The organism is Corallococcus sp. AS-1-6 (genome assembly GCF_020037015.1).
GTDB lineage: Bacteria > Myxococcota > Myxococcia > Myxococcales > Myxococcaceae > Corallococcus.
Map to the genome: position 1 here is coordinate 1 of NZ_JAIQDE010000051.1, position 22,969 is coordinate 22,969.

Genomic DNA, 22,969 nt, shown 5'->3' on the forward strand with positions numbered 1-22,969 from the left:
CCTGTCCCCCTTGTCGCTTGGCAGCCGGCCAACTGGCCTCGCTATTCCGCGCAGACCTCCTGTCGGACAGGTTTGGAGGAATGCCGCCTTCTCGGGCCTCCGCATGGCGGACAGCGCGCCCGCACCCTCCAAGCTGTGGAAACGGGTCCGACTGTCGGACAGGTTTGGAGGAACGTCGGTTCCTGGGTGCGCCGCGTGGCGGGCTGTGTTCCCACTCCCTCCGGGCAATCGAAACTTGTCCGACAGTCGGACAGGTTCGGAGGAACGTCGACTCGTGGGTGCGCGGCGCGGAAGGCAGCGCGTCTGCGCCCTCCGAACCATGGAAACGGGTCCGACAGTCGGACAAGTTCGGAGGAACTTCGGCTCCTGGGTGCGCAGCGTGGCGGGCGGCGGGCCTGGGCCCTTCGAGCCGCGGAAACGGGTCCGACGGTCGGACAGGTTTGGAGGAGCGCCGCATTCTCGCGCTCCGGCGTGGCGGGCGGCGCGCCCACTCCCTCTGCGCAATCGAAACTTGTCCGACTGTCGGACAGGTTTGGGGCGCTCCGGGCCCGAGTGCCTGGCGTGGCAGGCGGCGCGCCTGGGCCCTCCGAGCCGTGGAAACCGGTCCGACTGTCGGACAGGTTTGGCCGCTCCGGGCCTGGGGCCCATGGGCTGTGTGCATGTGCCTGACGAGGTTCCCTTGGCGCAGGCAGGAGGCGCCCTTTTATGACGCTTCACGGTGACGGCCCCATGAGGCTCCGCGTCGCAGGGTTCGTGGTCTGGACTGCGCTGATGGGTGCCTCTTGCACGGTGGATGATCCGGTGGCCACGCTGCGTTCGCCCGACGCGGGGACCGATGTTCCGGATGAATGGGCGGCGCACTGCGCGGACAGCGGACCTCCACTCCTGCTGGGGAACCCCGCAGCGGGCCCGCAGGTGTGCAGCGGCCAGTTGGCGCAGAGGCTGTTCCTCCGCGCGGCGTGCTCCTGCGAGGGTCTGTCCCTCAGTGCTCCCTTCACCGTGGATGCGTTCCGAAGTTCCTCGGGGCCCTACGCTCCCGGCAGTCCGGGCGGCGACTTGGGCGTGAACGGCGTCCTGTCCGCGAACGACCGCGTCACGGTGGGCGGCTCGCTCCAGGTGGGCGGCGTCCAGCTCAGCAGTCCTCTCACGGTGGGCGGTGGCCTGGACAGCAACGGCCCCCTCTCCGGCCCCGGCGCCACCGCCACTGCTGCCGGTGACGCGCGGGTGAACGGGGATATCGGGCTCGCCGCGCTCACCGTGGGCGGCGTGCTCACCGTCCCTCCGGAGTTCTCCCCGGGCCCGGCACAGGCGTCGGAACTGCGCCGTGAGCCCGTGCCGCCGGTCATCCCCTGTGACTGCGACGAGGGCTCCCGCTTCGACCCGGCCGCGCTCATCGCCCACCACACCGTGGACAACGACAACGCGGCCATCGGCCTGGACCCGGCGACGCTGACGGACGTCACCGGCGAGCGCGTGCTGGAGCTGCCTTGTGGCCGCTTCCTGCTGACGCGCATCGCGGGGCCGGGCCACGCCACGCTGCGCATCCGGGGCCGCACCGCGCTGTTCATCCCCGGCGGCGTGGACCTGAAGGAAGCGCTCACCGTGGACGTGCAACCTCCCGGCGAGCTGGACCTCTTCCTCTCGGGAGGCTTCATCGTGTCCGGCGACCTCACGCTGGGCTCGGCCGCCCTGCCCTCGCGGGTGCGCGTCTACGTGGCGGGCTCGCAGGCGCTGGACATCTCCGCAGGCAGCACCCTCGCGGGCAACCTCTACGCGCCCCAGGCCCAGCTCAACCTGAGCGGCAACGCGGAGGTCTTCGGCTCGCTGTTCGTGCGCCACCTGGAGGCGTCCGGCGCGGTGCGGGTGCACCACGACGCGGACGTGCTCGGCGCGGGCGCCGCGTGCCCCGCCGGTTGACTCAGCGGAACACCACGGTCTTGTGACCGTTGAGCAGGATGCGGTGCTGCACGAACCACGTCACCGCGCGGCCCAGCACCACGCTCTCCACGTCGCGCCCCATCGCCGTCAGCGCCTCCGGCGACAGCGTGTGGTCCACGCGCTCCACGTCCTGTTCGATGATGGGCCCCTCGTCCAGGTCGCCCGTGACGAAGTGGGCCGTCGCGCCAATCAGCTTCACGCCCCGGTCGTAGGCCTGCTGGTACGGCCGCGCGCCCTTGAAGCTGGGCAGGAACGAGTGGTGGATGTTGATGAGCCGCCCGCGCAGCGCATCACACGTCCCGGCGGAGAGGATCTGCATGTACCGGGCGAGCACCACCAGGTCCACGCGCTGCTCGCGCACCAACTCCAGCAGGCGCGCCTCCTGCCGTTCCTTGTTCTCCGGCGTCACCGGCAGGTGGTGGAACGGAATGTCGTGGGACGCGGCCAGTTGGTAGAAGTCCCGGTGGTTGGACACGATGGCCGGGATCTCCACCGGCAGGATGCCGCTGCGGTAGCGATACAGCAGGTCGTTCAGGCAGTGGCCGATCTTCGAGACCATCAACAGCACGCGGGGCTTCTCCGCCGCGTCGTGCAGGTGCCACTCCATCGCGAAGCGCCCCGCGAGCGCCCCGAAGGCCTCACGCAGCGCCGCGGGCTCCGCCTTCCCCTCTTCATCCGCGAAGTGCACGCGCATGAAGAACAACCGCGTCCGCGGGTCGCCGTACTGGGCGCTGTCGAGGATGTTGCAGCCGTGCTCGGTGAGCCAGCCGGAGACGGCGTGGACGATGCCGCGCTGATCCGGGCACGACAGCGTGAGGATGTATTGGGCGGGACGCTCGGTCATGGGCGGTGGCGAATATAGCCCCGCGGAGGGAAGGCCCGTCCCTGGCGCGGCGGGGATTGTCCGGTGCCATGCGCGCGACACTTCCCTCTCCGGAAAGCGAACCTAGACTCTGGCCTGAGATGGCCGACCGCCTCACAGCCGACGGGCCCCGCAGCCGACGACCGGTGCCGGACTCCCTGCGCGAATACGGCCGGGGCATCGCGGGGGGCCTGCTCTTCAGCCTGCCGCTGCTCTACACGATGGAGGTGTGGTGGGCGGGCTTCACGTCCCATCCGGGCAACGTGCTGGGCTACCTGGTGGCCACGTACGTGCTGCTGCTCGGCTACAACCGCTACGGCGGCTTCCGGCGGGACGTGTCCTGGTTCGACGTCTTCACGGACTCGCTGGAGGAGCTGGGGCTGGGGCTGCTCGTGTCCACGGCCGTGCTCGTGCTCATTGGCCGCATTGGCCAGGGCACGTCCCTGCAGGAGGCGGTGGGCATGGTGGTGGTGGAGGCCGGCACGGTGGCCATCGGCGTGTCGGTGGGCACCGCGCAACTGGGCGGCCAGCACCGCGAGGAGAACGAAGAAGAGGACCAGAAGCAGTTCGAGTCCGCGGACCACGTCCCGGGCCAGTTGGTCATCTCGCTCTGCGGCGCGGTGCTGTTCGCGGCCAACGTGGCGCCCACGGAGGAGATCGTGATGATCGCCGTGGAGACACAGCCCGGGTGCCTGCTGGGGATCGCGGTGCTGTCGCTGCTGCTGGGCGGGCTCATCCTCTTCCAGAGCGACTTCACCCGCGCGCACCGCTTCACGCGCCGCCGTCTGCGCAGGGACGTGTTCGCGGGCACGTTCGTCACGTACGCGGTCGCGCTGCTGTCGAGCACCCTGGTGTTGTGGTTCTTCGGCCGGTTCACCGGCAACGGCCTGAGCGTCTGCGTGGCGCAGGTGGTGGTGCTGGGACTGGCGTCGACGCTGGGGGCCTCGGCGGGCAGGTTGCTCATCCAATCATGAAGGCGAACTGGAACTGGCTGGAGGGCGTCGTCTTCATCTCGAGCTGCGTGCTGGTGGCGCTGGTCATGGGCTACCTGGCGGTGGACGCGTGGACGACGAGCAGCGGTCCGCCGGACCTGACCGTGCGGGTGGGCACGCCGGTGGCCAGCGCGAACGCGAGGGAGTGGCGGGTGCCCGTCACGGTGACGAACCACGGCGACTCGGCGGCGGAGGAGGTCCACGTGCGCGTGTCGCTGCGAGGCGGCCAGGAGCCGAAGGAGGAGGCGGAGTTCGTGCTGGCGTACGTGCCACGCCAATCCCAGCGGGAGGCCTGGGTCTCCTTCCGGCAGGAGCCGACTCCCGAGCGCGTGGAGGCGCGCGCGGTGGGCTTCGCCACGCCCTGACACCCGCTGCTATCCTGGCGGCACATGCGCGCCAGGAAGACGTGGTGGTGGGCCGCCGTGCTCGTCCTCGGATTGGGCGTGGCCGGGGTGTCCTTCCGGGAGCCGCGAGGCCAGGACGCATCCTCGAATCCGGGGGCTCGCGATGCGGAGACAGGGCACGCGAGAGCGCGCTTCGCTCCGCTGCGGGCTCCGCGTGCGGAAGGCTCGCTGCGCATCACCGGCGTCGTGCGTGACGCGCGGGGCCCTGTCGCGGGCGCGCGCGTATTCGCATCCCGCGCGGAGCCGGAGGTCACGTTGTCGGAGCGCTCGTGTCCCCCTTCCGAGGATGCGTCCGCTGCGTCTTCGCGCTGGCTGACGCAGTGCTGGAACGAAGCCTTCGACGAGCTGGTGGACCAGGTGGACCAGCGCGAGGGAGAAGCCCCCATCGTCGCGGAGACCACCAGCGCGGAGGACGGCACCTTCGTCCTGGATGGCCTTGCCGACGGGCAGGTCTCACTCCAGGCCTCCAGCGGCCAGGGCGTGGCGATGATCCCGGACGTGACGACGGGTCAGCAGGGCGTGGTCCTCGTGCTCGACGAAGGTCTCTTCTTCGAGGGCGTGGTCCTGGGTGATGTGCCGGAAGCCAACCCCATCGCGGGGGCTCGCATCACCGTCTTCTCCCTGGAACACACGCGCTTCTTTCCCGCGACCAGTGGCGCGGATGGACGCTTCCGCATCGGGCCGGTACCGCCGGCCGACCATGGCATCCTCATCACGGCCCCGGGGTTCAGTCCGCTCCTGAGCGTGAAAGCGGATCCGCTGAAGACCACCTTCTTGCTCTACCGCCCCGCGAAGCACGCGGGCACGGTATTGACGGCGAAGGGAGCTCCCGCGCCCGGAATCTCCGTCCGCTTCTTCCTGCCCAGCATCACTCCCGAATGGCGCACCGCCCTCACGGATGCGCAGGGACGCTTCTCCTTCCCTTCCCTTGAAGGCATGTCCGCCGAGCTCTTCGCGGAGTCCCCGGCGCACGACGGCTTCGCGCACCTGGGCACCGAGCCGCGCGAGGACATCATCCTCACGCTGGGGCCCGGCATGGTCGTCCAGGGCACCGTCAGAGATGAGGCCGGAAACCCGATTCCCGGCGCCCAGGTCGAGGCCTTTCACGGCAATGAGACCGCACCGTCGCAGCGAGGCAGGACCGTCACGGATGCCCGAGGCCATTACCGGCTGGGGCCCCTGTTCCGGCTGCCGCTCTTCGTGGGGGCCCACGCCGAGCGCCACGTCGACAAGACGGTGGAGTACGAGGAACCCGGACAGGACGAGGCTTCGCTCGACTTCACCCTGACTCGCGCCGTCTCCGTGGAGGGCGTCCTCGTCGACGAAGCGGACCAGCCGCTCGCGGGCTTCGAAGTGCAGTTGCATCGGGGCCGGCCGTCGCCCCCCTACCTGGGTGCCATCACGGACTTGACCGTGACGGACGAAGCCGGACGCTTCCTCCTGGACGCGGAGGAGGCGGGCTCCGCGTGGCTGGACGTCGAGGACGCGACCTTCATCCCCCAGCGCTTCACCGTGACGCTTCCGTCGAACAACGTACGGCTGGTGCTGCGCCGGGGCGCGAGCGTCGCTGTCACCGTCTTGAGCGCGGCGGGTGCGCCGGTGCGGAACGCCCTGGTGACACTCTGGAAGCGCGATGCGCGCGGCGAGTCAGACCATGCCGCTGTCACCGATGCGCGAGGCCAGGTCACGCTCCAGGGGGTGGCTCCGGGCAGTTACGTGGCGGAGGCCCTGGTTCCAGGACGGGACGTGGATGTCCACGCCTCGCGACCGCTGGAGGTCCAGCAGGGAGAGGCGCCGTCCGTGACGCTGAGGGTGGAGGAAGGCCGGACCCTGCGGGGCGTCGTCGTGACGTCCCAGGGCCGCCCCCTGCACGGAGTCCTCATCCGCGCGAACATCCTGGACGCGGACCGGCCCCTCTACCGTGGCGAACGGTTCAGGACACGAGCGCAGCGCACCGTGGGGGTCCACACGGATGCCGAGGGCCACTTCATCCTGCGCTCGCTGACCGCCGCCCGCCATGAGCTCACCGCCACGCTCGATGAATATGCCCTGGACGTCCAGACCTCGCAGGGCGTCCGTCCTGAAGGGACCGACTTCGCCGTGCTGGACCGGGACACCACGGAGGTCCGGCTGGTGCTGCGGCGCATCCCGCATGTGCGGGGCCGGGTGCAAGCGGAGGGCGGAGCCCCCCTGAAGTCCTTTGACGTGAATGGCCATCCGTACACGACCCCGGATGGCAGCTTCGACCGGCCCCTGTACGAAGCCAGCGGCCCCCAGCGGATCGTGGTGCAGGCCGAAGGGTTCGCGCCGGTGGACCGCACCGTCACACCGGACGGAGAAGACGACGTGGACCTCGGCACGCTCCTGCTGACGCGGGGAAGGACCCTGAGGGTGTTCCTGCGCGAGGCGGCGACGGGTGCGCCGTACACCGGACGCGTTCGCGACGACTCAGGCAAGGAGGTGACGGTGGCCGTCAGCCATCACGTCGAGGAGGACGGCGTCGCGGACGGCCCCTCCTTCCGGACGCCGACGCAAGCCGTGCCCGCGAAGGACGGCTCACTGCTGCTGGAGCGGCTGCCCACCACGGCGTGCACGCTCGAGGTGGACACCCAGGTCCACCTGCCGCTGCGCGTGACGGTGGGCGCGCAGCAGGACAGCATCACGCTCTCGCTCGAGAAGGGCGCCCGGGTGACGGGCCACGCCCGCGACGCGCAAGGCCAGCCCGTGAAGGCCCGGCTCCTCTTCACGCACTCCGATGGCACGACGCATCGACGCTGGCCCCCCGCGGGTGACTTCACGCTCAGGGCCATTCCCCCGGGGCTCTACACGGTGGAGGCCTGGGCGGAGGAGCGGTCGGCGGACGTCCTCTTCCAGCCCCGCGCCGTGCGGATCCCCAGCAGTGGCGACGTCACGCTCGAGTTCGACGCCCTGGGCACGGGCACCACCGTCACGCTCCGGCTGCCAGAGGACGTCGACACCGCGTTCTTGCTGTCCGGACAGGCTCCCCTCCCTGAAAGCCGCATGGACTTCCATCACCTGTTCATGCAGCAGCATCCCGTGAAGGAATGGACCGGCATGTCCGTCACGTTCCGCCGTGTGCCCGCCGGCCACTACACCGTCCTCGCGCGCAACCGCGAAGGAGACCGCATCCACCGCGAAGAGCTGGACGTGCCCGCCGGAGGCAGCGTGTCCCGCGACGTGAAGCCGGTGTGGCGGCCCTTCGCGCGCTGACGCACGGCGCAGGGGCCCGCTATCCTGCCGCGCATGGGGAATGGCAGACCTGGGGGACTGAAGCCTTGGCTGGGAGCCGTCGCGCTCGCCGTCGTCGCGCTCCTCGCCCTCCTCCTGTGGAACACCGAGCCGCCTGCGTCCGCGAAGGACTCGCCCGTGCCCCCGAGGTCGTCCACGCCGAAGCCGGTGGCGCGGCCGGCACGGGTGACCACGCCCCCGAGTCCCGCGGGCACCGCGCGCATCACGGGCCGCGTGCTGGGAACCCATGGCCCGGCCTCGGGCGTGCGCGTCTCCGCCTCCCGCGTGGAGCCCGGGGTCACGCTGTCGGAGCGCCCCTGCCCCTCGACCACGGGCCAGGACGACGCGCGGGCGCCCCTCCTCAAGAGCGACGCGTGCAGCTTCGACGCCGAGCGCATGCAGTGGGAGTCCGTGGAGGTCCGCGACGGCGAAGCCCCCGTGTTCGCGGAGGCGACCACGGACGCGGAAGGCCACTTCGCGCTGGAGGGACTGCCCGAGGGCCACGTCACGCTCTGGGCCCTGGGCGACACGGGCGCGGTGTCACAGGGCGGCGTCGAGGTGGGCTCGGACGGCGTGACGCTGACGCTGGAGCAGGGCGTCCTCTTCGAGGGAACCGTCACGGACACGGACCGCGAGACCCCCATCCCCGACGCGCGGGTGACGCTCGTCTCCCGCTGGCACACGCGCTTCTTCGACGGGGCCACCGACGCCGAGGGCCGCTTCATCGTGGGCCCCCTGCCCCAGGGCGACTACGCCGCCTTCGTCACCGCGGAGGGCCGGTCCCCGTGGTTCCAGCCGAAGCTCGACTCGCTCACCTCCCTCACGACCGTGGTGCTCGCGCGCGCGCTCCCCGTCACGGGGCAGGTCCTCTCTCCGGAGGGGGCCCCGGTGCCGGGCATCCTGGTGCACCTCGATGGTGACAGCGCGACGGCGTCCACCCAGCGCACCACGACCGATGGGGAGGGGCGCTTCCGCTTCACCGCGCCCGCCGTCCTCCACCAGCTCACCGCGCAGTCCGGGGGCGCGTTCGCCACGCTGGACGTGACGCCGCCCGTGGAGCACGTGGAGCTGCGGCTCCAGCCCGGCGTGTTCGTCACGGGCACGGTGCGCGACGACGCGGGCCAGCCCATCCCCCATGCACGCGTGGAGACCTACCGCGAGGACGGCGGTCCCGTCGCCGCCGAGGCGACCACCGTGACGGACGCCGGGGGCCGCTACCAGTTGGGCCCCACGCGGCCCGGGCCGCATACCTTCCGGATCCTCGCGCCCCATCACCTGGACGTGGAGCAGCATGCGCAGAAGCTCCAGCAGCGCATGGCGCCCCTGGACTTCACCCTCAAGCGCGCGCAGAGCGTGGAGGGCCGCGTCGTCGACACGTCGGGCGCTCCGCTGGAAGGCATCCTCCTGTCGCTGTCAGGCCATCGCCTGGGCGAGGGGGACGGCATCGACGCGGGCGGCGCCCGGCGCTCGGATGCCAACGGGCACTTCATCCTGGACGTGAAGCGCGCGGGGACAGGGGAGCTGTCCGTGGAGGATCCGTCCTTCCAGCGTCAAACCCTCGCGGTGCGCGTCCCCTCGCGGGATGTCGTCGTGGTGCTGGACCGGGGCGCCTCCGTGTCCGGCTCCGTCACCGACCCCCAGGGGCTGCCGCTGCGGGGAGCCACCGTGACGTTGGGGGCGGAAGCGCAGGAGGACGCGCCCTACCAAGAGCCGCGGCAGACCCTGACGGACGAACAGGGCCGCTTCCATCTGCAAGGGATTGCCCCGGGCCCCTACCTGCTGGGCGCCGTCGTCCGGGGGGACCTGATGGACGCATCGGTGTCCCAGCCCGTCACCTTCCAGGCGGGTGAACACCGGGACGTGTCCCTGCGCCTGGAAGCAGGCCGTGAGCGCTCCGGCATCGCGGTGGATGGGAAGGGCCAGCCGCTCGCGGACGTCGTCATCACCGCGGACCGCTCCGAGAGCGCGTCCTCCGCGTGGCGCTACGCCCCGGACGAGGGGCCCGCCGGCCTCCGCACCGGCCCGGACGGACGCTTCACGCTGCGCGGGCTCGTGGCCCCCCGCTACGTCGTGTGGGCCCAGTTGGCGGGATACACCTTCCGTCCCGGGCGCTCCCAGGGAGGCGAGCCCGACACGGAGACCGGTGGCCTCGGGGTGGACTCCAGCGAGGCGCCCCTGCGACTCGTGCTGGAGCGCGACGGACGCATCCGGGGCCGCGTCGTGGAACCCGGAGGAAAGGCCGTCACGTCCTTCAAGGTGACCGGCCCTGCGTACGTCGAACAGCCCAACGACTCGCCAGACGGCGCCTTCGACATTCCGTTCTCCGATGGGGGCCCGGCGAACCTGACCGTGGAGGCCCCCGGCTTCATGCCGCTGGAGCGCGCCGTGACGCTGACGGAGGGCGTGGACCTGGACCTGGGCGTGCTGACACTCGACCCCGGCTGGACGCTGCGGCTCGAGCTCCACGACGCGGAGACGGGCGAGGTCCTGTCCCAGTTGGACTCCTTCCGGGCGACCCTCACCGCGCCAGGGAACCCCGACGTGACCCGCGCGATGACACGCCCCCGGAGCGTCCCCCTTCGCGACGGTGTCTACACCCTGTCGCAACTGCCGCCGCCGCCCTTCACCCTGGACCTCCGGAGCCGGAACACGCGTCCCTTCGAGCAGGAGGTGACGGCCCGCGTGGACACGCTCACCGTGGCCCTGGACCGCGCCGCGACGGTGCGGCTCCTGGCCCGAGACACGGACGGCACGCTCCTGCCCGCGCTCATCTCGCTGAAGGCGCCGGGCCCCGGGGTTCACATGACCCGCTACCAGGACGTCGCCCCGGGGGGCACCCTCGTCCTCCGAGGCGTCGAGCCCGGCGAGTACGTGCTGGACGCACGCGCGGCCGACCCGGCCGAAGGCCCCCTCTTCACGTCCCGGAAGGTGCTGATTCCCCCCCGGGGCGAGGTGACCTTCACCGTGGAGGCAGGGCCCCCCTGAAGCGCCGCGAGGCCTAGTTGGCGCGCTCCCACGCGTCCTGCCAGGCGATGCCCGTGCCCGGCGCGTAGTACGACGCCACGCCCTTGCACCAGCCGGAGTACGGGAAGGGCTTGCAGCGGTAGAGGAGCCCGTCCGTGCCCTCCACCAGCGTGCCCGCCGTGTAGCTGTCGATGCCCGCCGGGTACTTGTACTGCGCCGTCCCGCCGCCGGTGGAGGGCTTCTCGATGTCCACCTGGAACGCGTAGCCCGTCTCCTTCGCGTACACGCGGTTGCCCAGCGCGTCCTGCACCGGCGTCACGACGCCCGTCGTCTGGAGCACGCCCACCTGCACGCGGCTGGAGCCCGCGTTCACCTGCTGCGCCAGCCGGTACATCCACGTGGCCGCGGGCGTGGCCGCATCGAGCGTCAGCGGATGCGACTCGGCGTCGCCGCCCGCGCTGTCGAAGAGGCGGAAGGTCACCTTGCTGGACTTGGGCAGGTCCTCGCGCGCCTGCACCTGGCCCAATTCCTTCCACGCCGCCGGCGGGGGCGGCGTGTTGCTGAACTTCACGTCCGTGCAGGCGTAGAAGGCCTCCGGGCTGTCCGCGCGCTGCCAGATGGCGTAGATGACGTGCGGGCCCGTCCGGCTCGCCGGGAAGGGGCAGTCGAGCCGGTAGCGGTTGTTCACCGCGGACACGTTGGTGACGTTGCAGAACGGCGTCGACTCCAGGTCCGACCACTTCAGGGGCAGCGCCGGGTTGTAGCCCTCCTTCGTCACGAAGAGCTGGAAGTAGCCCGTGGCGTGCACCGCGGTGGCGTGGAAGACGAACTCGAAGCGGCCGTTGGCGTCCGGGGTGATGAGCGTGGACGGCCAGTCCGTGCGCGCCAGGTCCAACCCCTTGTGACTCTCATTGGCGGCGCTGCACAGCTTGCCGTCGGGGATGAGCTCCCGGTGACGCCCGTTGGCGGCGCCCTGCCGGACGCCGTTCCAGTCATACAGCGCCTGCGTCCCACCGGCCTGCACCGCGGCCGTGCACGCGGCGGACCTGGGGCTCTCCGGCCCTTCCTTGAAACATCCATAGACGCGGCTCAGCGGTACTTCCATGGAGCCGTGCGCCGCCGCCGGACCGGCGGACAGCAGGGAGACGAAAGCGAGCGACGCGGTGAAGGCCTTGCGGATTGCTGGGAACATCCCTTCCTCCTCTGTTCGAAAACAAAGGAGGAAAGGCCAGGGCAAATCGGGTCAACGGCCGCTCAGGCCAGCAGCTCCGTCAGCAGGCCCTTGGGCAGCGTGGGGTCGCCGAAGTCATCCAGCGGCCCCCCAGCGGCGTTCTTCAGGCCCACGGCGGCGCCAATCGTGTTGAGCATCTTGTTGAGGTTGGGGCTGCTGCTGCCGCCGGCCGCAGTCACCGCCACGCCCTGCTTGAGGTAGCCGTTGCAGCTCCCCGCCAGGATGAACGGGATGTGGCGCGCCGAGTGCGCCGGCCCGTTGCCCAGGTCGTTGAACCAGACGGACACGCCCTGGTCGACCAGCTTCTTGCCGTCCGGCAGGGTGTACGCCGCCAGTTGGTCCAACAGGTAGTTGAAGGTCTGCGCGAACTGCGCGTCCACGCGCGAGTGCAGCACGTCCGACCCGGCGATGATGCCGCCGGACGCGTCATGCGACGCGCGGCGGTGGGAGATGTAGTGGAAGTTCTCCATCAACTGCCCCGTGGTGGGGTCGCGGTAGCGCGTGGCGCTGTCGTTGCCGTTGCCCACCTGGATGGCCACCGAGCGCGTGGTGCCGCACGCCACCGCCAGCACCGCGATGTCCATGTGCAGCCGCACCGTGGCCAGCACCTCGTCGCCGTCCGTGCTGTTGTAGCCGGGCGCCTGCTGCTGGAGCCGCAGCTCCTCGTCCGCGCGGGCGCGGCAGCTCAGCGCCACCTCCAGGTCGCGCACGTTGGACAGGTGCAGGTCCAGGCGCTGCCGGTCCGTGCTGCTCAGCTCCGGCCGCGACTGGAGCGCCTTCAACTGGCCCGACACCAGGTCGTTGAGGCTCTTCTGGCGCACCAGCAGTTGCTCGCGCGCCTCCGGGGTGAGGCCTCCGGGGCCGCCCACCATGGTCTGGTACGCCACCCACGGGTCGTGCAGCGCGGCCCGGCGTGAAGCGCTGCCCCGGTGGGAGATGCAGGGGCCGCCCAGCCACCCGCCGGACTGCCCCGCGTAGAGGTAGAGCGAGTCGCGCTTCTGCGGGTTCAGCTCGCGGCCGATGCGGTGGTCCAGCGACTCGCCGGAGGCCTCGGAGTCGCCGCCCGCGCCCTCCACGGCGGGGCCCCGCGCGGTGAGGCATTGCAGCGCCCCACGGGCGTGGCCGTCCCCGTAGTTGTAGTCCTTCATGTTGACGTTGCGCACCACCAGCAGGCGCGCGCGGTGGTCCGCCAGCTCCACCAGCGACTTGCCCGCGAGCGTGGTGGTGGTGAGGTTGCCCAGCGGCTCCGGCCAGAAGCGCTCCGGCTCGTTGCCCAGCTCGGAGGTGCTCTGCGCGGCGGCCACGCCATCCGCCTGGCGAAGGAAGATGGCGAAGGGCAGCGCGTTCGCATCCGCCGCCTGGGCCTTGCGGGGCATCAGCCCCTCCAGCACCGGCAGCCCCAGCATGACCCCACCCAGGCCCTGCAACACGCGTCGACGGCTCAGTTTCACGGCAGCTCCTCCGGGTGGCGAGTCACGAAGCCCACGCCCGTCACGACCTCGACGACCAGGTCCACGATGGACAGTTGCCCGGACTGCGACAGCTTGCCCAGCCGCGCCACCAGCGCGTCGTCCTCCGCCGCGGCGGGGCGTCCGCTCAGGAACTCCACCCAGTGGCGCGCGTAGCACTCGTGCACCGCCTGCGTGGTCGCGAGCGCATCCGCCAGGTCCAGCGCGTCCTTCACCGACACCTGCTGTCCGCCGATGCCCGGCGCCGACGAGGCATCCACCGGGTGCCCGTTGTCCGTCGTGCGGTAGCCGCCCACGGCGTCGAAGTTCTCGAACGGGAAGCCCAGCGGGTTGATGAGCGTCGCGTGGCAGGACGCGCACACCGTGCCGGGGGCCTCCGTGTGCGACGTCACCACCTCGCGGTTGGTGCGGCCGTTGGGCGCGGGCAGCGCGGGGATGTTGGCCGGCGGCGCGCCAATCTTCTGGCACAGCAGGTGCTCCGACAGGAACACGCCCCGGTGGATGGGGTCCGGGTCGATGGACGTCGCGTGCGACGCGAGGAAGCCCACCTGCGTGAGCACGCCCCGGCGCTGCGCCCCGTCCAGCGTCACCGGCACGAAGTCCGCGGTGAACGTCCCGGTGAGGCCGTAGATGCGCGCCAGCTCGTCGTTGACGAAGGTGTCGCGCGACGTGAGCAGGTCCGCGAAGCGCCCCTTGCGCCCGAAGACGACGTCCTGGACGAAGAGCGCGTTCTCCTTCGCCGCGGACTCCGCCAGCTTCGCGGTGACGTTGGGGAAGCGCGTGGTGTTGGGACGGATGCTCGCGTAGCGGGGCACGTCGAACACGGCCTGGTGGTACGCGTCCACCACGCCGCGAGCCCGGGGGTCCGCCATCATCCGGCGCGCCTCGGCGGCCACGCCCTCGCGCTTCGCGAGCAGGCCTTCGCGGGCCGCGGCGAACAGCGCGTCGTCCGGCATGGAGTTCCAGAGCGCGTAGCTCAAGCGGGACGCGACCTCGAACGCGTCCAGCGGCACCTTGCCGTCCGCCGCCTGCGTGCTGCGCTCCACGCGGTAGAGGAACAGGGGCGACTGGAGGAAGCCCTCCAGCACCAGCCGCAGGCCGCCCTGGAACGCGGCCATCGTCGGGTACGCCTTGGGGCCCTCGCGGTACAGCTTGAGGTACGCCTCCACCTCGTCCGCGGTCAGCGGGCGGCGCAGGGCGCGCAGGCCGAAGGACTCCACGAACGCCTTCGCGCGAGCCTCGTCCGTGGTGCTCCCCGCCGGCAGCAGCTTGCCCAGCTTCGTCGCGTCCGTGGCCACCTGCCCGGCCAGGTCCGCCGCCGCGCGCTGGTAGGCGCCCCACAGCGCCTCGTCCACCGACAGCGCGCGGGCGTCGTTGTCGAAGAGGAAGCCGCTCTGGGATGGGTCCGCGCGGAACGACTGCGCCAGCGCCGTGGGCGCCGCGTCCAGCTTGAGCAGGTCCTTCACGCTGCTCACCCACTGCGCATGCGTCAGCCGCGCGACGCGCACCGAGCGCGCCGGCTGCTCCACGCCGGCAGGGGGAGGTTTGTTCGTCCCGCCAGGGCCCGGATCGCGCGGATTCGCCGCGTCAGAAATCTGGCCTTCGCAGGCAGTCAGGAAACTCAGGGAGGCCGCGAGCAGCGCGGAACTCCTCCAGCGTCGACGTTGCGCCATGGGGGGAAGCGCCTCCGTTCGTTGGAGGTCATCCCACTGGGGATACGTCTGGAAGTCAATCCGCACCCCGGCCGGGCAGGCGGCGTCTCACACGAATACTGGAAACCGCCGCCGGCACCGGATCACCCGGGAATGAGGAAGCGCGCGATGACGCGCTTGAGGCCCACGTTGCCGCCGAACTCCACGGTGACCTTGGCGTTGGGGCCTGACCCCTCCGCGGCGACGATTCGGCCGGAGCCGAACTGTTCGTGGCGCACGCGCATGCCGCGCACGTCGCCGCCCACGCCCTCCATGTCGGACGAGGCCTGTGAATAGCTGCGGTCCACGCGCGGGCCCGCCTCGTCATCGTCCCAGTTGCGGCGGCGCTGCGGCATGGCGGCGGCGCGCGGCGGGGGCGGCAGGTCGTTCTCCTTGAAGCCGAACAACGCCTGCGGCACGTCCGCGAGGAAGCGGCTGGGCGGGTTGTACTTGAGCTCACCGAAGAGGGAGCGGCACTGCGCCAGGCTCACGAAGAGCCGCTTGCGCGCGCGGGTGAAGCCCACGTAGCAGAGCCGGCGCTCCTCGGCCATCTCCTCGCCGCCGTCCGGGTCGTCGCTCTTGAGCGCGCGCGAGTGCGGGAAGACGCCCTCCTCCAGGCCGGTGAGGAACACGGCGTCGAACTCCAGGCCCTTGGCCGCGTGCAGCGTCATCAGCGCCACGCGGCCCTCGCTCACCTCCGCGTCCGCCTCGCCCACCAGGCTGATCTGCTCCAGGAAGGACTGAAGGGGCGGGATGTCCGCGGTGAGCGGCGCGGAGTCCACGCCCTCCGGCGCCTCCTCCTCGCGCGCCTCCGCCGCCTGGGCGGAGGCCACCATGTCGGCCGCGCGCTTCAGGTCGAACTCCTGCGCCGCGCCCAGCAGTTCCTTCAGGTTCTCCGCGCGGGTGAGCGCCTCGTCGCTGCCCTCCGCGACGAGCGTCTCCACCAGCTTCGTCTCCTTCAGCATCTGGTCCACCGCGCCCGCCGCGTCCTTCGCCGTCAGCGAGAAGGCGTGCAGCGACTGGAGCAGTTGGTGGAAGCCGCCCAGGCGCTTCTGCGCGGTGGCGTTGAGGGACGGGATGCGGTGGCGCTCGCCCAGGGCCTCGTAGAGGCTCAGGCCCTGCTCGTTCGCGAAGTCCGTCAGCCGCTCCTCGGTGGTGTCACCGATGCCGCGCGCCGGCACGTTGAGCACGCGCAGCAGGTCCGCGTCCGAGCGCGGGTTCACCATCAGCCGCAGGTACGCGGACGCGTCACGCACCTCCGCGCGGTCGTAGAAGCTGCGCCCGCTCACCAACTGGTACGGCACGCGCGCCAGCCGCAGCGCCTCTTCCAGCACGCGGCTCTGCGCGTTGGTCCGGTAGAACACCGCCATGCTGGAGAACTTGATGAAGCCCTCGCGCTGGACGGCCAGGATGCGCCGGGCCACCTCCTGCGCCTCCGCGCGCTCGTCGCGGTGCAGCAGCAGCTCCAGGTTCTCCCCCTTGGGCCGCTCGCTCCAGAGCTTCTTCTGCATGCGGCGCGGGTTCTTGGAGATGACCTCGTGCGCGGCGGTGAGGATGTTCTGGTCGGAGCGGTAGTTCTGCTCCAGCTTCACCACCCTCGCGCCCGGGTACTGCTTGGGGAACTGGAGGATGTTGTCCACGTCCGCGCCGCGCCAGCGGTAGATGGACTGGTCGTCGTCGCCCACCACCACCAGGTTCGCGGACGGCGGCGGGGCAAGCTGCCGCAGGAGCGCGTACTGCACGGGGTTGGTGTCCTGGAACTCGTCCACCAGCACGTGCGTGAAGCGCGTGCGGTAGCGGTCCAGCACGTCCGGCCGGTCGCGGAAGAGCTTCACGAGCAGCAGCAGCAGGTCCCCGAAGTCCACCGCGTTCGCCGCGCGCAGGAGCTTCTGGTAGCCCGCGTACACGCGCTTGACGATCTGCCCGCGGATGTCCTCCTGCTCCACGCGCATGTCCTCCGGCAGCCGCGCGGCGTTCTTCTCCTGGTCGATGCGGTGGAGGATTTCGCGCGGCTGCATCACCGGCTCCACGCCCGTGTCGCGCATGGCGCGCTTCACCAGGTTGAGCTGGTCGCCGTCGTCGTAGATGACGAAGGACCGCGTCAGGCCCACGGCCTCCGCCTCGCGGCGCAAAATCATGGCCGCGGCCGAGTGGAACGTGCTCACCACCAGGTCGTTGGCCTGCGCGCCCAGGAGCTGGGTGAGGCGCTCGCGCATCTCGCGCGCGGCCTTGTTGGTGAAGGTGACGGCCAGGATGCGCCACGGGAAGACGCGGCGCACCTTCACCAGGTGGGCCACACGGCGGGTGATGACGCGCGTCTTGCCGCTGCCGGCGCCCGAGAGCACGAGCAGGGGGCCGTCGCCGTGGAGCACGGCTTCCGCCTGGGGCGGGTTGAGGTCTTCGAGGAGGGCGGTTTCGTGGGCGTTCACGGAGGGTTCCACCAGGGGGAAGAACCCCGCCTTCTAACGTCTTTCGCGCACCGGTGCCGGGTCTTCCGCCAGCCCTGGCGCCCGCCGGGCCGTCCGCCCTCGGGACGGGCAGGAGCGTGGGCTATAAAAGGCCCACCGCCCATGTCCGACACCCCGTCCCGCCCGTCCCAGGCCCAGCTCGACCGCTTCGCGGAGCTCTTCAACCAGAGCCTCACCCTGCGCCACTTCGGCGCCCGGATGTCCTTCCCCGAAGGCCGCATGGTGGTGGTGGAGCTCCCGGAGGTGCAGGCGCAGCACCGGGGCGGCCTGGGGGCCTCCGCCGTCAACGGTGGCGTGCTCTCCGCCCTCTTCGACTTCGCCATCGGCTGCACCCCGGCGCTGAGGGACCCCACCCGCCGCTGCGCCACCGTCCAGCTCTCCATGAGCTTCGAGCGCCCCGCCACCGGCAACCACCTCCGCGTGGAGGCCGTCATCGACAACGGCGGCCCGTCCACCCTCTTCGCCTCCGCGAAGCTGATGGACTCGGAAGGCCGGGTGTGCGCCCGCTGCCAGGGCGTGGTGCGCGTCTCCAACCAGCCGTGGGCCTCTGGCGAGAGCCCCGCCACCAACTGACATCCCCCCACCCCGGGCCCCCCTTGCCCATTCCCGTCGATATGTCCGGCCTGGAGGCGCGTTTCCCTGGAAGCCCGGGGCAGGAACGGCCTCCGGGGGACGAGCGCGGCGCGCAACGGGAAGACGGCATGGATGCAGCCGTACAGGGCTTGGGGATGACGACCCTCCAGTCGCGGCAGGACACAGGCAGGGCCGCGCGGCCGGCGGCCCCGGACGAGGAGGCCCTGTCCCGGCGCGCGCTCTCCGGGGAGCGGGCCGCGTGGGACGCGCTCATCGCGCGGCACCAGCGCCGGGTGGTGGTGTCGCTGCTCGCGCGGGGCATCCGGGTGGACCGGGCCCAGGAATTGACGCAGGAGACCTGGGCGCGCCTCATCCAGCAGCAGCAGCGCGGCCTGCTCACGGAGCTGCGGCTGCCGGCACTCGCGCTCGCGCAGGCGGCGTTCCTCGCGGCGGATGACGCCCGGCGCGCGCGGCGCGAGTCGGTGGACGGCACGGTGGAGGACCTGCCGGAGCGGCAGCAGCCGGTGGACCCCGCGCAGTCCGCGGAGAAGCGCCTGGTGTCGGAGGAGCAGCTCGCCCGCGCCCGGGACGCGCTGGAGCAGGTGTCCCCGGGCGCGCGCAACGTCTTCCTCCTGGCCTGTGACGGCCAGGGGCTTCCCCATGCCGAGGTCGCCTCCCGCGTCGGGCTGTCCGTCCAGCGCGTGCGACAGATTTTGTGCGAGGTCCGCAAGAAGCTGCGCACCGCGCTCGAAGAGGAACAACCATGACCGCGCCCACGCCCCACCTCACCCGCGACCGCACGGAGCAGTACCTGCTGGGCGCGCTGCCGCCCGAAGCCTGCGCGGAGCTGGAGGCCCACACGCTCACGTGCGAGCCGTGCGCGCGGCTGCTCCAGGAGGAGGCCCTGCTGGAGGAGCAGTTGTACGAAATCGCCGCCGCCACGCCGCGAGACGCGGTCGTCGTGCGCCCCGCGCGCTGGCACCGCCCCGCCGCCGTCGCCGCGGCGCTGGTCGCGGTGGCGGCCTCCGCGCTCCTGCTGCTGAGGCCCGGAGGGGAAGCGGTCTCCCCGTCCGTGACGCCCGTGGAGGCGCCGGTCCTCGCGGCGCGGGAGCCGGAGGAGGCGCCCCGGGACATCGTGGTCGCGTGCCCGGACCTGGCCACGCAGGAGCACTGCCTCAGGTCCGCGAGCGCGCGCGGGCTGCTCGTGTATCACCCCGGTGGACAGGGCGAGGTCCCCCGCTACGACGCGTCCAGCGGGCTGACGCAGGTGGCGCTGAGCTCGCGGCCGGCCGCCCTGTGAGGACTTCCGTGATGACGCTCCGTACCCGCATCCCCGGCCTGCTGCTCGCGCTCTGGGCGCCCCTCGCGGCGGCCCGGACTCCGCCCGCCGTCGCCACGACGGCGCTCGCGTCCACGGCGGCGGCCACGCCCGAAGCCGCGGCGCCAAAGCCGAGCCCGGCCCCCCCGCCCCGGACCCCAGCGGCGAAGTCCGGCGCGGAGGTGGCCTCCGTCACGACGGCCACCGCCGCGTCCACGCCCCAGCCAGGCGCGGCGGCTCCGGCCTCATCCGGCGGCATGCCCGCCACGCCGGACGCCTCTCGGACGAAGCTGCCGCAGGGCTGGTACGTCACGGAGAGCGCGCCCCAGCACTACGAGGCCGGCGTGGACGAGGCCTCCCCGTGCGAGGGCGCGCGCAGCGCCTTCCTGCGCTCGCGCACGCAGGCCACGGACAGCTTCGGCACGTTCATGCAGGCCTTCAGCGCGCAGGACTTCCGGGGCAAGCGCTTGCGCTTCTCCGCGGCCGTGCGGCACCAAGACGTGAAGGGCTGGGCGGGGCTGTGGATGCGCGTGGAGGGCGCGGACCCCAGGCAGCCGCTCGCCTTCGACAACATGCAGTCGCGCGCGCTGGTGGGCACCCACGGCTGCAAGCGCTACGACGTGGTGCTGGACGTGCCGAAGGAGGCCACCACCATCATGGCGGGCCTCATCATGAGCGGCACCGGCCAGGCGTGGCTCGGCGGCGTGCGCTTCGAGACGGTGGACGCGTCGGTGAAGACCACGGACCTGCTCTCCCCTCCGCAGCCCCTGCCCTCCGGTCCCCAGGGCCTGGAGGACGGCCCCCAGCCCACGGCGAACGCGCCCCTGGGCCGGGTCGGCGCCGCCTGGTTCGACACGCGGCGCGTGCAGACGGCGACGCCGCTCGTGCTCGGCAAGGGCCCCTCGTGGAAGGGCGAGTTCGGCGACGAGCTCTTCGAGCACGGCATCGAGGTGAACGGCACCTACGAGCAGCGGGACCTCTCGGTGAAGGTGCGCGCCGGCGGCTCCGCCACCCTCATCGAGGGCACCTGGGGCGGAGAGCCGCTGCGCATCCGGCTCACGCCGGACTCCCTCCGCATCCGCTGGGGCACCGATGAGCAGCACTTCGAGCGGGACCTGAGCGCCTCCACGCCCAAGGGCTGCAACGCGTACCGGCAGACCCGGGGGCGCTTCGAGCGGCAGTGGCTGGAGGTGTGCGGCGTGGCGCTCGCCACCCGGCCGCCGCTCACGCAGCTCGTGGCGGCGTTCCTGTCCGGAGGCGTGCGGGCCGGCGCCTCGCGGGGCCCCATCCCACCGCCCCGCCTGCCGGTGCGCTCGGCCCAGCCCTACGACGCGTCCGGCCGGGACGTGCCCTCCTCCCAGCTCCAGTGAGGCGGAGCGGAGGCGGAAGGCTCCCACCCTCCGCCGCTCCGCGCTTCACTCAGAAGGCGAAGTCGCGCTCCAGCGTCTCCTGCCCGGCCTGCACCGTGAGGTGGGCCGCGTGCGCGCCGGTGGCCAGCGCCGTGGACAGGTCGAAGGACAGCCCCTCCGGTCCCTGCGTCGGCTTGAGCGACGGACGCCCGGGCGACAGGAAGACGGCGGCCGTCACGGGCCTCGCGCCCAGGGGCTGCACCAGCAGCCTCACCCGCTGACGCTCGCGCACCAGCACCACGCGGAAGTCGCGCCGCTCCTCCAGCACCTCGCGGTGCTCCGGCAGGCGGGCCGCGCCGGGGCGCCGGGCCACGTCCGCGCGGGAGTCGCGCGCCGAGCGCGGGGCCTGCGCGCCTTCCTCATCCAGCTCCAGCGCCTCGTCGATGGCGGCGTCGCCCTCTTCCAGCGCCAGCACGGCCTGGGCGCACTCGCCACAGCCGGCCGTGTGGGCCTCCACGCGCTCGCGCTCCTCGCGGCCCATCTCGCCGGAGTCCAGCCTCCACAGCTCGTCGTCGGTGAGGTGGCGACGCGGGGGAGCATCCACCACCGCCGTGTCCGCCCGGTCCGCGCGGCAGCTCGCGCAGTCCTTCAGGTGCTCGGGGTCCTTCATGGGGCGGCCCGTCCAGGACGCCACCAGGTCATCGCAGCCGGCCCTCGCGGAGAACCACCAGGCGCCGGGGCGCTCCACGGGGTCCAGCAGGTCGCGCTCGGCGCGGCGCTCCGCGTTGAGCGGGATGAACCAGCGCGCCCGGGAGCGCAGCGCGGAGTCCAGGTGGCCCAGCGCCCCGAGGAAGCGCTCGCGAGCGGCGGCCGCGTCCCCCTCCAGCGGGCCCTTCAACAGCTCCCAGGTGACGAGCGCGCGGGCGGCGGAGGCGGCCCGGTCCCGGGCGGCCAGTCCTTCCAGCGCGGACGCGCGCCACAGCTCCGCTTCTTCACCCTCCTCGCCCAGCGCCACCTCCATCGACTCCTCGGCGGCGCGCAGGAGCACCGGCTGGAGCGCCTGCGGCTTCTGCTGGCCAAGCCAGGCCTCCACTTCGGGGCGGCCCAGGCCCTTCAAGGCCTCCTCCACCCCGTGGGTGCCGAGCCGGTCCGAGCGCCGCAGCACATCCCCCACCACCTCCAACAGCTCACCCACCGAGAGGGGGCCCGCGCCCAGGCGCGTGTACCGGGCCTGGTAGCGGGACAGCGCGTCGCCCTTCATCGCGACATCCCGGGCGAGGCGGAAGCTTTCAGACTCCCGCGAGACGTCACGACGGCTCCTCCGGCATTCCGTCCCGCTGCAACTCCAGCAGGTACAGACGCAGGTATGCCTGGGCGCGGCTGACGCGCTTGTACGAGTTCACCACGCTGATGTTCAAACGGCGTGCGCATTCCTCGTGATCCTCCACGTCCTCGTGGTGATAGAGCTCCCATGCGGAAGCCTCCTTTGGATGCTCCTGCTGGAGCCTGGCGTAGGCGGCCCAGTACATTTCCTGCGCCTCGGCGCGCTCCTCGCGACGCCGTGCGCCCTCCACCGCCCGGGCCACCTCGGACGGGGTCTCTTCCATGACGTCGTCGGGCGACGACGGCGCGGGCGCGAGCTCCTCCCGGTGCCGCCGGTAGAAGTCGATGGCGACGTGCTTGACGATGCGCAGGAAGAACGTCTTGGGAGACGCGCTCCTGCCCGGCATCTGCTCGGACACGCCCCGGAACTGGTCCAGGCCCCGGTCGAGGAACTTCCCCACCGCGTCCTGGAAGAGCTCGTCGGCGTCCGCCGGCGAACCGCGGCCGTAGCTGCCCTGGATCCTGCCGATGACGTAACGGGCCGGGCGCGCCCACCGCGCGCACAGGGCCCCCAACGGAGTCCCGACGGCCTCGCCCGTGGCGCGTCGCCGGGTCACCTCCGCGAACAATTCCTCATCCGTGAGCTGCTCGTACACCGGAAGACCCTGGAGGCTGTCCCGGGAGGTCCTCGTCCCGGGAGGTTGGGTTACGGGGATGTGGCGCGGCAAATTAACACGTTGCATCCGCGAACAGCCTCCGACTGGTTACCAGAACCCCCGACTCCGGCCCCCCGTGTTTCCTGACACGCTTTTTTCAGGAGCCCCGGATGACGCGGCAGGTCGCCTCCATGGAGGCCCGGGCGGGCGCGCAAGGCCCCGGAAATAGGCCTGGAAATGGCGCCGTCAGGATTCCGGCCAGGGGGCGTCCAGGGGCGCATCGCTTTCGAGCGCCCGGCCGAAGAGGCCCTACACGCCGTGGTTCGACTCCACCCCTCCGCTCGCAAGGCGGGGGGACCGCCGGCGGTCCGGCACTGAATTCGTAATTCAGCCTTCCGGCTTCCTCACTCGGGCGCTCACCTTTTCCCTCCCAACTCCAGGCAGCCCTCCCGGGCATGCCTCTGCCCCGAAAGGGGGACGAC

At 71.8% G+C, this 22,969-nt stretch carries 16 protein-coding genes; 9 read left to right on the forward strand and 7 right to left on the reverse strand.

Translation table 11 applies throughout. The features are described from left to right. Window positions 1-771: 771 nt before the first annotated feature. Entirely contained in the window at window positions 772-1,917 is a 1,146-nt protein-coding gene (locus K8612_RS37795; RefSeq protein WP_223765788.1) for a hypothetical protein, read from the forward strand. Between the two features lies 1 nt (window position 1,918). Here K8612_RS37795 and purU read toward each other — a convergent pair whose 3' ends face one another. Beyond that, complete coding sequence (gene purU / locus K8612_RS37800; RefSeq protein ID WP_223743710.1) at window positions 1,919-2,782, reverse strand: formyltetrahydrofolate deformylase; 864 nt, start codon at window positions 2,780-2,782, stop codon at window positions 1,919-1,921. A gap of 164 nt (window positions 2,783-2,946) precedes the next feature. Between purU and K8612_RS37805 the strand changes: the two genes are divergently transcribed. From K8612_RS37805 to K8612_RS37820, 4 genes are all read left to right on the forward strand, one after another. Beyond that, complete coding sequence (locus K8612_RS37805; RefSeq protein ID WP_223765789.1) at window positions 2,947-3,774, forward strand: TIGR02587 family membrane protein; 828 nt, start codon at window positions 2,947-2,949, stop codon at window positions 3,772-3,774. Next, on the forward strand, window positions 3,771-4,157 hold the full coding sequence (locus K8612_RS37810) for a hypothetical protein (RefSeq protein WP_223765790.1): 387 nt from the start codon (window positions 3,771-3,773) through the stop codon (window positions 4,155-4,157). The genes K8612_RS37805 and K8612_RS37810 overlap by 4 nt, the downstream gene beginning before the upstream one ends. Window positions 4,158-4,181: 24 nt before the next feature. Further along, a complete protein-coding gene (locus tag K8612_RS37815) occupies window positions 4,182-7,427 on the forward strand; it encodes a carboxypeptidase regulatory-like domain-containing protein (RefSeq protein WP_223765791.1) in 3,246 nt (1,081 codons plus the stop codon). Between the two features lie 156 nt (window positions 7,428-7,583). Further along, on the forward strand, window positions 7,584-10,430 hold the full coding sequence (locus K8612_RS37820) for a carboxypeptidase-like regulatory domain-containing protein (protein ID WP_223765792.1): 2,847 nt from the start codon (window positions 7,584-7,586) through the stop codon (window positions 10,428-10,430). Window positions 10,431-10,443: 13 nt separating this feature from the next. On the opposite strand, the gene K8612_RS37825 is transcribed toward K8612_RS37820, so the two are convergent. The 4 genes from K8612_RS37825 to K8612_RS37840 all read right to left on the reverse strand — a co-directional run bounded on the left by K8612_RS37825 (window position 10,444) and on the right by K8612_RS37840 (window position 17,229). Continuing rightward, window positions 10,444-11,601 carry a lytic polysaccharide monooxygenase gene (locus K8612_RS37825; protein ID WP_223765793.1) on the reverse strand — a complete coding sequence of 386 codons (1,158 nt, stop codon included), beginning with the start codon at window positions 11,599-11,601 and terminating at the stop codon, window positions 10,444-10,446. A 62-nt stretch (window positions 11,602-11,663) separates the two neighbouring features. Beyond that, window positions 11,664-13,091, reverse strand: coding sequence for a DUF1552 domain-containing protein (locus K8612_RS37830; protein ID WP_223765794.1), 1,428 nt, complete (start codon window positions 13,089-13,091; stop codon window positions 11,664-11,666). After that, window positions 13,088-14,638 (reverse strand): DUF1592 domain-containing protein, encoded by a 1,551-nt coding sequence (locus K8612_RS37835; RefSeq protein WP_223765795.1) that lies wholly within the window; start codon window positions 14,636-14,638, stop codon window positions 13,088-13,090. The genes K8612_RS37830 and K8612_RS37835 overlap by 4 nt, the downstream gene beginning before the upstream one ends. A 266-nt stretch (window positions 14,639-14,904) precedes the next feature. Further along, window positions 14,905-17,229, reverse strand: a complete 2,325-nt coding sequence (locus tag K8612_RS37840; protein WP_373692169.1) for an ATP-dependent helicase — start codon at window positions 17,227-17,229, stop codon at window positions 14,905-14,907. 141 nt (window positions 17,230-17,370) lie between these two features. Here K8612_RS37840 and K8612_RS37845 point away from each other — a divergent pair, with 141 nt between their 5' ends. The 4 genes from K8612_RS37845 to K8612_RS37860 all read left to right on the forward strand — a co-directional run bounded on the left by K8612_RS37845 (window position 17,371) and on the right by K8612_RS37860 (window position 20,529). Next, the gene (locus K8612_RS37845; protein WP_223743701.1) at window positions 17,371-17,841 is read left to right on the forward strand and encodes a PaaI family thioesterase; all 471 of its coding nucleotides are present in this window, start codon (window positions 17,371-17,373) and stop codon (window positions 17,839-17,841) included. A gap of 128 nt (window positions 17,842-17,969) precedes the next feature. Then, the gene (locus K8612_RS37850) at window positions 17,970-18,608 is read left to right on the forward strand and encodes an RNA polymerase sigma factor (RefSeq protein WP_223743700.1); all 639 of its coding nucleotides are present in this window, start codon (window positions 17,970-17,972) and stop codon (window positions 18,606-18,608) included. Continuing rightward, window positions 18,605-19,141: a zf-HC2 domain-containing protein gene (locus tag K8612_RS37855; RefSeq protein ID WP_223743699.1), complete on the forward strand. Its 537-nt coding sequence runs from the start codon at window positions 18,605-18,607 to the stop codon at window positions 19,139-19,141. The genes K8612_RS37850 and K8612_RS37855 overlap by 4 nt, the downstream gene beginning before the upstream one ends. Window positions 19,142-19,152: 11 nt before the next feature. Then, the gene (locus tag K8612_RS37860; protein WP_223765797.1) at window positions 19,153-20,529 is read left to right on the forward strand and encodes an AraC family transcriptional regulator; all 1,377 of its coding nucleotides are present in this window, start codon (window positions 19,153-19,155) and stop codon (window positions 20,527-20,529) included. Window positions 20,530-20,578: 49 nt separating this feature from the next. Here K8612_RS37860 and K8612_RS37865 read toward each other — a convergent pair whose 3' ends face one another. Together K8612_RS37865 and K8612_RS37870 are read right to left on the reverse strand one after the other, a co-directional pair. Next, window positions 20,579-21,769 carry a zf-HC2 domain-containing protein gene (locus K8612_RS37865; RefSeq protein ID WP_223765798.1) on the reverse strand — a complete coding sequence of 397 codons (1,191 nt, stop codon included), beginning with the start codon at window positions 21,767-21,769 and terminating at the stop codon, window positions 20,579-20,581. Window positions 21,770-21,815: 46 nt separating this feature from the next. After that, window positions 21,816-22,487 carry an RNA polymerase sigma factor gene (locus K8612_RS37870; RefSeq protein WP_223743696.1) on the reverse strand — a complete coding sequence of 224 codons (672 nt, stop codon included), beginning with the start codon at window positions 22,485-22,487 and terminating at the stop codon, window positions 21,816-21,818. Window positions 22,488-22,969: the final 482 nt, after the last annotated feature.

Excerpts from the sequence above, each read along its gene's own strand:
- K8612_RS37855 (WP_223743699.1), top strand. The coding sequence starts at position 18,605 with ATGACCGCGCCCACGCCCCACCTCACCCGCGACCGCACGGAGCAGTAC.
- K8612_RS37825 (WP_223765793.1), bottom strand. The coding sequence starts at position 11,601 with ATGTTCCCAGCAATCCGCAAGGCCTTCACCGCGTCGCTCGCTTTCGTC.
- K8612_RS37865 (WP_223765798.1), bottom strand. The coding sequence starts at position 21,769 with ATGAAGGGCGACGCGCTGTCCCGCTACCAGGCCCGGTACACGCGCCTG.
- purU (WP_223743710.1), bottom strand. The coding sequence starts at position 2,782 with ATGACCGAGCGTCCCGCCCAATACATCCTCACGCTGTCGTGCCCGGAT.
- K8612_RS37795 (WP_223765788.1), top strand. The coding sequence starts at position 772 with ATGGGTGCCTCTTGCACGGTGGATGATCCGGTGGCCACGCTGCGTTCG.
- K8612_RS37815 (WP_223765791.1), top strand. The coding sequence starts at position 4,182 with ATGCGCGCCAGGAAGACGTGGTGGTGGGCCGCCGTGCTCGTCCTCGGA.
- K8612_RS37810 (WP_223765790.1), top strand. The coding sequence starts at position 3,771 with ATGAAGGCGAACTGGAACTGGCTGGAGGGCGTCGTCTTCATCTCGAGC.
- K8612_RS37850 (WP_223743700.1), top strand. The coding sequence starts at position 17,970 with ATGGATGCAGCCGTACAGGGCTTGGGGATGACGACCCTCCAGTCGCGG.
- K8612_RS37845 (WP_223743701.1), top strand. The coding sequence starts at position 17,371 with ATGTCCGACACCCCGTCCCGCCCGTCCCAGGCCCAGCTCGACCGCTTC.
- K8612_RS37860 (WP_223765797.1), top strand. The coding sequence starts at position 19,153 with ATGACGCTCCGTACCCGCATCCCCGGCCTGCTGCTCGCGCTCTGGGCG.